The sequence below is a fragment of the Pseudomonas siliginis genome (genome assembly GCF_024072275.1).
GTDB classification, from domain to species: Bacteria; Pseudomonadota; Gammaproteobacteria; order Pseudomonadales; family Pseudomonadaceae; genus Aquipseudomonas; species Aquipseudomonas siliginis.
On the sequence record NZ_CP099598.1, the window covers coordinates 3,191,904 to 3,204,245 of the forward strand.

Annotated in this window: 10 protein-coding genes; all 10 read left to right on the plus strand. The window is 59.6% G+C overall.

Translation table 11 applies throughout. The features are described from left to right. The first annotated feature begins 18 nt into the window (after positions 1-18). The 10 genes from NF676_RS14660 to NF676_RS14705 all read left to right on the plus strand — a co-directional run bounded on the left by NF676_RS14660 (position 19) and on the right by NF676_RS14705 (position 12,272). Positions 19-1,323 (plus strand): glycosyltransferase, encoded by a 1,305-nt coding sequence (locus tag NF676_RS14660; RefSeq protein ID WP_252886280.1) that lies wholly within the window; start codon positions 19-21, stop codon positions 1,321-1,323. 107 nt (positions 1,324-1,430) lie between these two features. Next, positions 1,431-2,294, plus strand: a complete 864-nt coding sequence (locus NF676_RS14665) for a PI-PLC domain-containing protein (RefSeq protein WP_252886281.1) — start codon at positions 1,431-1,433, stop codon at positions 2,292-2,294. An 88-nt stretch (positions 2,295-2,382) separates the two neighbouring features. Further along, positions 2,383-3,288 carry an AraC family transcriptional regulator gene (locus tag NF676_RS14670; protein WP_056789758.1) on the plus strand — a complete coding sequence of 302 codons (906 nt, stop codon included), beginning with the start codon at positions 2,383-2,385 and terminating at the stop codon, positions 3,286-3,288. Positions 3,289-3,630: 342 nt separating this feature from the next. Then, positions 3,631-4,941 carry an ABC transporter substrate-binding protein gene (locus NF676_RS14675; RefSeq protein WP_252886282.1) on the plus strand — a complete coding sequence of 437 codons (1,311 nt, stop codon included), beginning with the start codon at positions 3,631-3,633 and terminating at the stop codon, positions 4,939-4,941. A 156-nt stretch (positions 4,942-5,097) separates the two neighbouring features. Beyond that, entirely contained in the window at positions 5,098-6,024 is a 927-nt protein-coding gene (locus NF676_RS14680) for a carbohydrate ABC transporter permease (RefSeq protein ID WP_252886283.1), read from the plus strand. A gap of 8 nt (positions 6,025-6,032) precedes the next feature. Next, entirely contained in the window at positions 6,033-6,863 is an 831-nt protein-coding gene (locus tag NF676_RS14685) for a carbohydrate ABC transporter permease (protein WP_016774872.1), read from the plus strand. A gap of 164 nt (positions 6,864-7,027) precedes the next feature. After that, a complete protein-coding gene (locus NF676_RS14690) occupies positions 7,028-8,131 on the plus strand; it encodes an ABC transporter ATP-binding protein (protein WP_073476158.1) in 1,104 nt (367 codons plus the stop codon). A 15-nt stretch (positions 8,132-8,146) separates the two neighbouring features. After that, complete coding sequence (locus tag NF676_RS14695; RefSeq protein ID WP_252886284.1) at positions 8,147-9,619, plus strand: mannitol dehydrogenase family protein; 1,473 nt, start codon at positions 8,147-8,149, stop codon at positions 9,617-9,619. Positions 9,620-9,823: 204 nt separating this feature from the next. Then, positions 9,824-11,320, plus strand: coding sequence for a xylulokinase (gene xylB / locus NF676_RS14700; RefSeq protein WP_252886285.1), 1,497 nt, complete (start codon positions 9,824-9,826; stop codon positions 11,318-11,320). Between the two features lie 13 nt (positions 11,321-11,333). Then, entirely contained in the window at positions 11,334-12,272 is a 939-nt protein-coding gene (locus NF676_RS14705; RefSeq protein WP_252886286.1) for a carbohydrate kinase family protein, read from the plus strand. The last annotated feature ends 70 nt before the right edge of the window (positions 12,273-12,342 follow it).

Here is a 12,342-nt window from a genome sequence, read left to right on the forward strand (position 1 = left end):
TGGGTCAGAGGATCAGTCGTGAGCCATTCGCGTACCACCAAAGTTCTGGTCATCGGCTACGTCTGGCCAGAACCGCGCTCATCGGCGGCCAGCGGGCATGTCATGCAGATCCTCGAGACATTTCTCGATCAAGGCTGGGACATCACGTTCAGCAGCCCGGCCGGCCCGGGTGAACACAAGGCTGATCTGACGGCGCTGGGCATTCGCGAAGTATCGATCGAGCTCAACAACAGCAGTTTCGACACGTTCATCAGCGAGTTGGCGCCAGATATCGTGCTGTTCGATCAGTTCATGATGGAAGAACAGTTCGGCTGGCGGGTGGAGAAACACTGCCCGGACGCCCTGCGCCTCCTGGAAACTTCCGACCTGCAAAGCCTGCGGCATGCGCGTCATCAGCGCCTGAAAGACCGGCTGAAAAGCAACGACGAGCAGACTGATTTCACCGGGCTGTTTGCACCGGCATTGCACGAAGAATTCCAGCTGATGGCCGGCACCGATCTGGCCAAACGGGAAATCGCTGCGCTGTATCGCTGCGACTTGAACCTGATGATTTCCGAAGTCGAGATCGACCTGCTGGTGGAGCAATTCGGCCTGCCTCGGCAAATCCTGCATTGGTGTCCGTTGATGATTGATCTTCCGGACACCGCCCCGCCAGGTTTCGAAGAGCGGGAGCATTTCCTCAGCATTGGCAACTTCCGTCACGCGCCGAACTGGGATGCCGTGCTCTGGATGAAGACCACCCTCTGGCCGCTGATCCGCGCGCGCTTGCCTCGCGCGCAACTGCATATCTATGGCGCCTATACGCCGCCCAAAGCCACGGCGCTGCACAACCCGGCCCAAGGCTTTCTCATCATGGACTGGGCCGAAGATGCACTTGAAGTGATGTCGGCAGCACGAGTCTGCCTTGCGCCATTGCGCTTTGGCGCGGGAATCAAGGGCAAACTGGTGGATGCCATGCTCTGTGGTACGCCGAGCGTGACTACACCGATCGGCGCCGAAGCCATGCACGGCGACGCTCCGTGGCCGGGAGCCGTCGCCCTCGACGCAAACACCTTCGCCGAACAGGCCGTGCAACTGTACGAAGATCCAGCGCGCTGGCAGCAGGCGCATATTCAGGCTTCGGCACTTTTGCAGCAGCGTTATCAGCGCAGCGTACATGGCCCGCGCCTGATCAACCGGATAGATGATTGCCGACAACACTTGGCACAACTTAGAAACGACAACTTCACCGGCGCCATGTTGCGACATCACACACTCAAAAGCACTCAATACATGGCTCAATGGATCGAAGCCAAAAACCAGTTGAATCCAACAGAGCGCTGATTACATCAACTACATGACTTGCATTAAAAGCCAACTTTCGCAATAACACGAACATGCTTATAAACATCCTGCGCGCAACTTACTAACCACTTCGCAGGATGTGCAACATGGAAAGCTTCGACGATATACCAACCCATCAATGGATGGCTTACTCACCACAAATCGATAATCTTTCGTTATTTGAAATGACCCTGCCCGGCGCGCATAACGCCGGTTGTGACTGGGAAGCGTCTTACGCCCTGATTCCCGGGAAAAACTGGCTTGCCTGCCAGGACGTTTCGTTTTATTCGCAGTTGAATCGCGGCGTTCGCGCACTTGATGTACGCCTTGTTTACAACAGCAAGGCGAAACAACTGGCGAAGTTTCGTTTCCATCACAATGGATTCAACTCTTCGCGAACGCTTGAAGACCTGATCAGGGACCTTAAGGGGTTTTATGAAAGAAGCCCGAACGAGTTTATCGTTCTGGACTTCCATGAACTTTCCAACGCTACAGATCCATTCAACCATGAGGAGTTCAAAACAGCTTTGCTGGAGCACCTCGGGGAACGGATTATTCCCACCGACAATCTGCACCTGACAATCGGCGAACTCAAAGCCATCAATCCATTGCAACGCATCATGGTGGCCGCGCCGATGACCTGGGAAAGCGAAGACTTTCGTTTCTACAGACCAATCAATCACAAGTGGATCGGCAAATCACAGGTCAGCACCTCGGATCTTTATGGCTATATAGACAACGTACTGAGCACACCTGTCAGTACGCTCCGCCCATGGTCGCTGTCGGCAACCACTTACACACTCGGCGGCCCACAGCGGATCCTCGACAGTCTTGACGAGTGGTTCGACCCGGAAAAATCCGATTGGGCGCGCAAGTGCAACATCATCAATTTCGACTTCATCAAAAATTCCAACATCGTGCGTTTCTGCCAAATGGCCAACCTGCAAAAGGCACGCGACAAGCTCAACTGAGCGGTAACCAAGGACGGCCGGTCGGAAGTGGCACAAATGGCAAAAAACGAGGCATGATCGCGCAGCGATAATAAAAAAGTGCCCCGTCATGACCCGAACCGCTCGCGTGACCGACCCTTCCTACGAATTGATGGACGACCATAACGGTTTGTCCATCATCTACCGCCAGCACGGCTTCCCCTGCCCGCTGGTGCGCTGGCATTTCCACAAAGAGTACGAGTTGCACCTGATCGTGGCCAGCTCCGGCAAGGTGTTCATCGGCGATTACATCGGCAACTTCTATCCAGAGACTTTGTTTTTGACCGGTCCCAACCTGCCGCACAACTGGATCAGCCAGGTCGCCGAGGATGAAGTGGTGGAGAAGCGCGACATGCTGGTCAACTTCACCGACGAATTGTTCGAGAGCGGGCACCAGGTGTTCGCTGAGCTGAAATCCCTGGCGCCACTGCTTGAGCGTGCGCAGTACGGCATCGAATTTCGTTGCAAGCGCACGATCCGTCAGGCCATGACACTGATGCAGCGGATCGCCGACAGCACCGGCATCACTCGCCTCGGGCATTTTTTCATCCTGATGGAATTGCTCGCGGCCAGTGATGACTTCCAGTTGTTGTCCGGCGCCACCACGCCGCAACTGGCCGACGAACACAACATCGACCGCACCAACCGCGCGGTCGACTACATCTTCAGCCACTACGCGCGGGACATCTCACTGGAAGAAGTGGCCGAGCACCTGGGCATGACACCGACCTATTTCAGCCGGGTATTCAAACAGGCCACCGGGCGCAACTTCATCGAATTCGTCAATCGCCTGCGTATCAGCAAATCCTGTGAGCTGCTGGCCGATGGTGACAAACCGGTGACCGAGGTGTGCTTCGAGTCGGGCTTCAACAATATTTCCAACTTCAATCGACGCTTCCAGCAACTCAAGGGCATGACGCCGTCGCACTATCGACGGCTGGCGGTGCAACGGCTGACAGAACAGAACCATCTCTGACGACACGCCACCTGTGGGAGCGAGCCTGCTCGCGAAAGCGGTCTGTCATTGAAAAATCCTGTGGCTGACACACCATCTTCGCGCGCAGGCTCGCTCCCACAAAAAACCGTGCCCCGGCTGGCGAAATCTGTACGCATTCGCTAACGCCCCCTCGCGCAAAACCCCTTCCCTGCGTTCCCCCGCCCAAACCCCAGTGCAAAAAAGTATCAACAAAAGTGCTAGGGATGATTTGTCAGCTCCGCCGTGGAAGGCTGTAATCAGCGCAGATTCTTCCTGCATTCGGAAGACACAAAAACAATAACTGTCCTTCTGCCCCGTCGGGTGTCAGAAAAGGAGTGCACGATGCAACCCACTGCAAAAGCTTTGCTCGCTCTCACCTGCATGACCCTCAGCAGCGTCAGCCTTGGCGCCCAGACCCTGACCATCGCCACCGTCAACAACAGCGACATGATCCGCATGCAGAAACTCTCGAAAACCTTCGAGAGCGAGCATCCGGACATCAAGCTCAATTGGGTGGTGCTGGAAGAAAACGTCCTGCGTCAGCGCCTGACCACCGACATCGCCACTCAGGGCGGCCAGTTCGACGTGTTGACCATCGGCATGTACGAAGCCGCACTCTGGGGCGGCAAGGGTTGGCTGGAGCCGATGAAGGACCTGCCGGCCAGTTACGCCCTCGACGATGTCTTTCCGTCGGTGCGCGAAGGCCTGTCGGTGAAGGGTTCGCTGTATGCGCTGCCGTTTTACGCTGAGAGTTCGATCACCTATTACCGCACCGACCTGTTCAAGGAAGCCGGGCTGACCATGCCGGAGCGGCCGACCTGGGAAGAGATCGCCGCGTTTGCCGAAAAGCTCACCCACAAAGACAAAGAGCAGTACGGCATCTGCCTGCGCGGCAAGGCCGGCTGGGGCGAGAACATGGCGCTGGTCACCACGGTCGCCAATGCTTATGGCGCACGCTGGTTCGATGAGCAGTGGAAACCGGAATTCAGCGGCCCGGAATGGAAAAATGCGCTGAATTTCTACGTCAACACCATGAAGAAATCCGGCCCGCCGGGCGCATCCAGCAACGGTTTCAATGAAAACCTCGCCCTGTTCAACAGCGGCAAATGCGCGATCTGGGTCGACGCCAGCGTCGCTGGTTCGTTCGTCACCGACAAGACCCAGAGCAAGGTCGCCGATCACGTCGGTTTCACCTTCGCTCCGCATCAAGTCACGGATAAAGGCTCGGCGTGGCTGTATTCGTGGGCGCTGGCGATTCCGACCAGCTCCAAGGCCAAGGACGCAGCAAAAACCTTCAGCGCCTGGGCCACGTCCAAAGAGTACGGCGAACTGGTTGCCAAGACCGATGGCATCGCCAACGTGCCGCCGGGCACCCGCGCTTCGACCTACAGCGATGCTTACATGAGCGCCGCGCCGTTTGCCAAAGTGACGCTGGAATCGCTGAAGGCCGCTGACCCGAGCAAACCGACGCTGAAACCGGTGCCGTACATTGGTATTCAACTAGTGACCATTCCTGAATTCCAGGCAGTCGGCACCCAGGTCGGCAAGCTGTTCTCGGCGGCGCTGATCGGCCAGACCACGGTGGATCAGGCGCTGGCGGCGGCGCAGCAGACCACGGAACGCGAGATGAAGCGCGCTGGTTATCCCAAGTAACCGCTGAATGCCTTGCTCCTGCCTCTTGTGGGAGCGAGCCTGCTCGCGAAGGCGTCGTGTCAGCCAACACACATGACACTGACCCAGCGCTTTCGCGAGCAGGCTCGCTCCCACATGGGGATCTCCATAGGTCTGTATGACTCGGTTGTGAATGCCATGAATACTTCAACTGCCAAAGCCCACATCGACCTGTCGCCAACGCAGCGCAAGCTGCGCCTGCGCAATCCCGGCTGGTTTCTGGTCAGTCCTTCGGTGGCGCTGTTGCTGCTGTGGATGATCGTGCCGCTGGGCATGACCCTGTACTTTTCGATGATCCGCTACAACTTGCTCTATCCCGGCGAAAACGAATTCGTCGGGCTGGAGAACTTCACCTATTTCCTCACCGACTCGGGCTTCATGCCCGGCGCGACCAATACGTTGCTGCTGGTCGGCAGCGTGCTGCTGATCAGCGTGGTCTTCGGCGTATTGATCAGCGCGTTGCTGGAGGCCAGCGAGTTCCTCGGTCGCGGCCTGGTACGGGTGATGCTGATCTCGCCGTTCTTCATCATGCCCACCGTCGGCGCGTTGATCTGGAAGAACCTGATTTTCCACCCGGTCTCGGGGATCCTCGCCTACATCTGGAAGCTGTTCGGCGCGCAACCGGTGGACTGGCTGGCGCACTACCCGCTGCTGTCGATCATCATCATTGTTTCGTGGCAATGGCTGCCCTTCGCGATCCTGATTCTGATGACCGCCATGCAGTCGCTGGATCAGGAACAGAAAGAAGCTGCGCGCCTGGACGGTGCCGGCCCGATCGCGATTTTCTGGCACCTGACCCTGCCGCATTTGGCGCGGCCGATTGCTGTGGTGGTGATGATCGAAACGATCTTCCTGCTCTCGGTGTTCGCCGAAATCTTCACCACCACCAACGGTGGCCCCGGCTACGCCTCGACCAACCTCGCCTACCTGATCTACAACCAGGCGCTGGTGCAGTTCGACGTCGGCATGGCTTCGGCCGGCGGTTTGATTGCCGTGGTCATCGCCAACATCGCCGCGATCATTCTGGTGCGGATGATCGGCAAAAACCTGACTGACAAAGCGTGAGGCCTGCCATGACCCTCCAACAATCCCGCCGCCTGCAAAGCCTGCTGCTCGGCACCCTGGCCTGGGCCATCGCGATCGTGATTTTCTTCCCGATCTTCTGGATGGTGATGACCAGTTTCAAGAGCGAAATCGACGCTTTCGCCACGCCGCCGCAGTTCATCTTCACGCCAACGCTGGAGAACTACCTGCACATCAACGAGCGCAGCGACTACTTCAGCTTCGCCTGGAACTCGGTGGTGATCTCCTTCAGCGCCACCGCCCTGTGTCTGTTGATCGCGGTACCGGCGGCGTACTCGATGGCGTTCTATGAAACCCAGCGCACCAAAGGCACGTTGCTGTGGATGCTCTCGACCAAAATGCTGCCGCCGGTGGGCGTGCTGATGCCGATCTACCTGCTGGCCAAGAGTTTCGGCCTGCTCGACACGCGCATCGCGCTGATCGTGATCTATACGCTGATCAACCTGCCGATCGTGGTCTGGATGGTTTACACCTACTTCAAGGACATCCCCAAAGACATCCTCGAAGCCGCCCGCCTCGACGGTGCAACGCTGTGGCAGGAAATGGTCCGCGTGCTGCTGCCGATCGCCAAGGGCGGCCTCGCCTCGACCGTGCTGCTGTCGCTGATCCTGTGCTGGAACGAGGCGTTCTGGTCGCTGAACCTGACCTCATCGAATGCCGCACCGCTGACCGCGCTGATCGCCTCGTATTCAAGTCCCGAAGGGCTGTTCTGGGCCAAGTTGTCGGCCGTATCGACCCTGGCCTGTGCGCCGATTCTGATCTTTGGCTGGATCAGCCAGAAGCAACTGGTGCGCGGCCTCTCGTTCGGCGCCGTGAAATGAACATCCCGAATCCAACCCTATCCCCTGTGGGAGCGAGCCTGCTCGCGAAAGCGGAGTGTCATTCAACCCTGATGTCGACTGACACGGCCCCTTCGCGAGCAGGCTCGCTCCCACAGAAAAGCCGATCTGGTTTAACCCAATAATAAATTGCGGAGGCCCATCTCATGGCCAACCTGAAAATCAAGAATCTGCAAAAAGGCTTCGAAGGCTTTTCCATCATCAAGGGCATTGACTTGGAAGTGAACGACAAGGAATTCGTAGTCTTCGTCGGCCCGTCGGGCTGCGGCAAATCCACCCTGCTGCGCCTGATCGCCGGCCTTGAAGAGGTCAGCGGCGGCACCATCGAACTCGATGGCCGCGACATCACCGAAGTCAGCCCGGCCAAGCGCGATCTGGCGATGGTGTTCCAGACCTACGCGCTGTACCCGCACATGACCGTGAAAAAGAACATGTCGTTCGCCCTCGATCTGGCCGGCGTGCCGAAAGCCGAGGTCGAGCGCAAGGTCGGCGAAGCGGCACGTATTCTTGAACTCGGGCCGATGCTCGAGCGCAAACCCAAACAGCTGTCCGGCGGTCAGCGTCAGCGCGTGGCGATCGGCCGCGCCATCGTGCGCAACCCGAAGATTTTCCTCTTCGATGAGCCGCTGTCCAACCTCGACGCGGCGTTGCGCGTGCAGATGCGGCTGGAACTGCTGCGCCTGCATAAAGACCTGCAAGCGACGATGATTTATGTGACCCACGATCAGGTCGAAGCGATGACCATGGCCGACAAAGTCGTGGTGCTCAATGGCGGCAGAATCGAACAGGTCGGCTCGCCGCTGGACCTCTATCACAACCCGGCCAATCTGTTTGTCGCAGGCTTCCTCGGTACGCCGAAAATGGGTTTCCTCAAAGGCAAGATTGCCCGCATCGACGGCGCCAGCTGCGAAGTTTCGCTGGACGCCGGCACGCGCATCACCCTGCCGTTCAACGCCGCCAACCTCAGTGTCGGCAGCGCTGTCACGCTGGGCATTCGCCCGGAACATCTTGAACTGGCGCAACCCGGCGACTGCACGTTGCAGGTGACTGCCGACGTCAGCGAACGCCTCGGCAGCGACACCTTCTGCCACGTCACCACCAGCGCCGGTGAAGCCCTGACCATGCGCGTGCGCGGCGATCTGGCCAGCCGTTACGGCGAGCAATTGAGCCTGCGCCTGGACCCGACTCACTGCCATCTGTTCGATGCCGAAGGTGTGGCGCTGACCCGTCCGCTACGCGCTGCGGCCTGATTTCGAGACTATCCGATGAAACTCAACCAACAGAACCTCAATCGCCTCGCCGCCCAGGTGCAACTGCCAGGCTACGACCTCGCTGACACGCGTCAGGGCATCGCCCACATCGGCGTCGGTGGTTTCCATCGTGCGCATCAGGCCTATTACACCGATGCCTTGATGAACACTGGCGAAGCGCTGAACTGGGCAATCTGCGGCGTCGGCCTGCGCCCGGAAGATCGCCGTGCTCGCGATGATCTGCGCGAGCAGGATTACCTGTTCACCCTGTTTGAACTGGGCGACAGCGATGACACCGAAGTGCGCGTGATTGGCGCGATCCGCGACATGCTGCTGGCCGAAGATGGCGCGCAAGCACTGATCGACAAACTAGCCGAACCGCAGATCCGTATCGTTTCGCTGACCATCACCGAGGGCGGCTACTGCATCGACGACAGCAACGGCGAATTCATGGCGCATCTGCCGCAGATTCAACACGACCTCGCCCATCCCGAAGCACCGGGCACCGTGTTCGGTTTCCTCTGCGCAGCGTTGGCCAAACGCCGCGCGGCGGGCGTTCCGGCATTTACTGTGATGTCCTGCGATAACCTGCCGCACAACGGCGCGGTCGCGCGCAAGGCACTGCTGGCCTTCGCCGCCCTGCGTGATCCGGATCTGCGCGACTGGATCGACCAGAACGTCAGCTTCCCCAACGCCATGGTCGACCGCATCACGCCGATGACCAGCACCGCGCATCGCCTGCAACTGGCCGACAAACACGGCGTCGACGATGCCTGGCCGGTGGTCTGCGAACCGTTTGTGCAGTGGGTGCTGGAAGACAAATTCGTCAACGGCCGCCCGGCATGGGAAAAGGTCGGCGTGCAGTTCACCGACGATGTGTCGCCGTACGAAGAGATGAAAATCAAACTGCTCAACGGCAGTCACTTGGCGCTGACGTATCTGGGCTTTCTCAAGGGTTATCGCTTCGTCCACGAGACCATGAACGATCCGCTGTTCGTGCGGTACATGCGCGCCTACATGGACCTGGATGTCACGCCGCAACTGGCACCGGTGCCGGGCATTGATCTGAGCGAATACAAGGACACACTGGTCGCGCGGTTTTCCAATCAGGCGATTGCCGATCAGCTGGAGCGCGTGTGTTCGGATGGCTCATCGAAGTTTCCCAAGTTCACCGTGCCGACGATCAATCGGCTGATCGCCGATGGCCGCGAGACCAAACGCGCGGCACTGGTAGTCGCGGCGTGGGCGTTGTATTTGAAGGGCGTGGATGAGAATGGCGATACGTATTCGATTCCGGATCCGCGAGCGGCTTTCTGCCAGGGATTGGTGGCGGACGATGAGTTGATCACCGAGCGCCTGTTGGGCGTAGAGGAGATTTTCGGCACGGCGATACCGAAGTCGGCGGAGTTTGTTGCGGCATTCGAGTGGTGCTGCCAGAGTCTGCGCGAGGTTGGGGTTTCGGGGACTCTGGAACGGGTGCTCGGCTGAAAAGCCCCTCACCCTAGCCCTCTCCCGGAGGGAGAGGGAACCGACCGCGTGGTTCTTCCGTTATTCATCGACCTGAAATTCCGAGTCGAATACAGAGTGTGAAAGGCATGAAAATCTGCTCCCTTTCCCCCTCGCCCCCATGGGGGAGAGGGCTGGGGTGAGGGGGTAGCTCTTGATCTTCAGCGCAATCTGACAGGCCCATACATGACAACAACAAAGCTCTTCCTGGGTATCGACTGCGGCACCCAAGGCACCAAAGCGATCATCCTCGACGCCGGCAGCGGCCAGGTGCTCGGTCTGGGCGCAGCGCCGCACACGATGATCAGCGGCGCCAACGGCCGCCGCGAACAAGACGTTCAACAGTGGCTCGACGCGTTCGTCAGCGCCACCCGCCAGGCCTTGCAAGCGGCGAACGTCGACGGCCAGGCGATCCTCGGCGTTGGCGTCTCCGGCCAGCAACACGGTTTGGTCCTGCTCGATGAGCAAGGCGCAGTGCTGCGCCCGGCCAAGCTCTGGTGCGACACCGAAACCACGCCGGAAAACGAGCGCTTGCTCGCGCAAATGGGCGGCGAGCAAGGTTCGCTGGAACGCCTCGGCGTGGTCATTGCGCCGGGCTACACGGTGTCGAAACTGCTCTGGACCAAAGAGCAGCATCCCGACGTGTTCTCACGCATCGCGCGCATTCTGTTGCCCCACGACTACCTCAACTACTGGCTCACCGGCCGCGCCTGCAGCGAATACGGCGACGCCTCCGGCACTGGTTACTTCAACGTGCGCACGCGTCAGTGGGATTTGCAGATCCTGCGCGACATCGACGCCAGCGGCCGTTTGCAAGCCGCGCTGCCGGAGCTGATCGACGCGCACGCCGCCGTCGGCACTCTTCTGCCGGCAATCGCCGAGCAACTCGGCATCAACCCCAACGCCGTGGTCTCGAGCGGCGGCGGCGACAACATGATGGGCGCGATCGGTACCGGCAATATCCAGCCCGGCGCGATCACCATGAGCCTCGGTTCGTCCGGCACGGTCTACGCCTATTCGGAGGAGCCGAGCGTCAGCGCCGATGCCTCGGTTGCCACGTTCTGTTCCTCCAGCGGCGGCTGGCTGCCGTTGATCTGCACCATGAATTTGACCAACGCCACCGGTGCAATTCGCGAACTGTTCAGGCTCGATCTGCCGACCTTCAACGAACTGGTCGCGCAGTCGCCGATCGGCGCCGAAGGCGTGAGCATGTTGCCGTTCCTCAACGGCGAACGCGTGCCCGCCCTGCCCCACGCCACCGGCAGCCTGCACGGGCTGACGATGGACAATCTGACCCAGGCCAATCTGTGCCGCGCGGCCGTCGAAGGCACCACCTTCGGTTTGCGCTACGGGCTGGATTTGCTCCGCCAGAATGGTTTACAAAGCCTGCGCATCTGCCTGATCGGCGGCGGTTCGAAGAGCGCGGTGTGGCGGCAGATCGTCGCCGACATCATGAACGCCCCGGTGATCTGCACAGAACAAAGCGAAGCCGCCGCACTGGGTGCGGCGATTCAAGCGGCGTGGTGCGCATCGCGCTCGAACGGCGATGATGTGTCCCTGGCCGATCTGTGCGAACGCTGCGTCAAACTCGACGCGCGCAGTGAAACCCTGCCGATCGCCGCCAATGTCGCGGCGTTCCAGCAGGCCTACGAACGCTATCAACAGCATGTCGCAACCCTATAACGAGCAAACAACTATGTACCTGGTGTGTGGCGAAGCCCTGTTTGATTTTTTCAGCGAAAACGACGCCATCGGTCTGGCCTCGAAAGTCAATTTCAAGGCAATTGCCGGCGGCTCGCCGTTCAACGTCGCCGTCGGACTGCGCCGCTTGGGCGTGGACTCGGCGCTCTTCGGTGGGCTGTCCACCGACTACCTCGGCCGGCGTTTGCAGCAAGTGCTGCAGGACGAAGGCGTGCGCCCGGACTATCTGGTGGATTTCGCCGCGCCGACCACCCTGGCGATGGTCGCGGTAGGCGCCAATGGTTCACCGCACTACAGCTTCCGTGGCGAAGGCTGTGCCGACCGGCAACTGAGCGAGGCGCATCTGCCGACACTTGGCGACGAGGTGCGCGGCCTGCACATCGGCTCGTTTTCGCTGGTGGTGCAGCCGATTGGCGACACGTTGCTGAAACTGGTCCAACGCGAAAGCGGCAAACGCCTGATCAGCCTCGACCCCAACGTGCGCCTCAATCCCGAGCCGAACATCGAGCTATGGCGCGAGCGCATCGCCACGCTGGTGCGCCTGGCCGATCTGATCAAAGTCAGCGACGAGGATCTGAGCCTGCTCTATCCCGAGCAGGATCCGCAGCATGTTATTGAAAGCTGGCTCGAGCATCGCTGCCAGATCGTATTCCTGACACGCGGTGGCGACGGCGCAACGGTGTTCAGTCGCACCCATGGCTCGTGGTCGGTACCGGCGAATCCGGTGAAAATTGCCGACACCGTTGGCGCTGGCGATACCTTCCAGGCCGCGCTGATCACCTGGCTGACCGAACATTCGCTGGACTCGGTAGAAGGCGTGCAGCAGCTCAGTCGAGAGCAAATCGACGGCATGCTCAGGTTCGCCGTACAAGCCGCCGCACTGACCTGCAGCAAAACCGGTCCGGATCTGCCCTATCGTCATCAATTGAGCTGAGCGCGTAGACTGTCGGCCTTTTTGCGCACGACGGAAAACAGCTCTTGAATCACAGGCACATCCTCGCCCT

Excerpts from the sequence above, each read along its gene's own strand:
- NF676_RS14680 (WP_252886283.1), top strand. The coding sequence starts at position 5,098 with ATGAATACTTCAACTGCCAAAGCCCACATCGACCTGTCGCCAACGCAG.
- NF676_RS14705 (WP_252886286.1), top strand. The coding sequence starts at position 11,334 with ATGTACCTGGTGTGTGGCGAAGCCCTGTTTGATTTTTTCAGCGAAAAC.
- NF676_RS14695 (WP_252886284.1), top strand. The coding sequence starts at position 8,147 with ATGAAACTCAACCAACAGAACCTCAATCGCCTCGCCGCCCAGGTGCAA.
- NF676_RS14670 (WP_056789758.1), top strand. The coding sequence starts at position 2,383 with ATGACCCGAACCGCTCGCGTGACCGACCCTTCCTACGAATTGATGGAC.
- NF676_RS14690 (WP_073476158.1), top strand. The coding sequence starts at position 7,028 with ATGGCCAACCTGAAAATCAAGAATCTGCAAAAAGGCTTCGAAGGCTTT.
- NF676_RS14665 (WP_252886281.1), top strand. The coding sequence starts at position 1,431 with ATGGAAAGCTTCGACGATATACCAACCCATCAATGGATGGCTTACTCA.
- NF676_RS14675 (WP_252886282.1), top strand. The coding sequence starts at position 3,631 with ATGCAACCCACTGCAAAAGCTTTGCTCGCTCTCACCTGCATGACCCTC.
- NF676_RS14685 (WP_016774872.1), top strand. The coding sequence starts at position 6,033 with ATGACCCTCCAACAATCCCGCCGCCTGCAAAGCCTGCTGCTCGGCACC.
- xylB (WP_252886285.1), top strand. The coding sequence starts at position 9,824 with ATGACAACAACAAAGCTCTTCCTGGGTATCGACTGCGGCACCCAAGGC.